The following is a 255-nucleotide window of genomic DNA, read 5'->3' on the forward strand; positions in this document are numbered from 1 at the left end:
ATTTGGCATTCCAAGCTTTCTTCCGGCGCGCCAAGGCCGGGCAAACACCCGGCTTCCCGAGGTTCAAATCAAGTAAGCGTTTCTCAGGGTTCAGCTACCCGGACCCCGCCGGCTGGAAGATGCTGCAAACCGGGAAACGGGGGGGCACCCTGCGCATCGGTAGTGGCAAAGGTGCACTGATGCTGCGTGCTCGCGGGCAGCATCGCTTTGGCGAAGGCGTTAAGACGAATGACTTAACGATCACCCGAAAAAATG

At 58.4% G+C, this 255-nt stretch carries 1 protein-coding gene; it reads left to right on the forward strand.

What is annotated here, in order from left to right:
- Nucleotides 1–255, forward strand: a 255-nt coding sequence (locus PZA18_RS25915; RefSeq protein WP_308447470.1) for a hypothetical protein, incomplete at both ends; no start/stop codon positions are given.

The organism is Parachitinimonas caeni (genome assembly GCF_030129945.1).
GTDB classification, from domain to species: Bacteria; Pseudomonadota; Gammaproteobacteria; order Burkholderiales; family Chitinimonadaceae; genus Parachitinimonas; species Parachitinimonas caeni.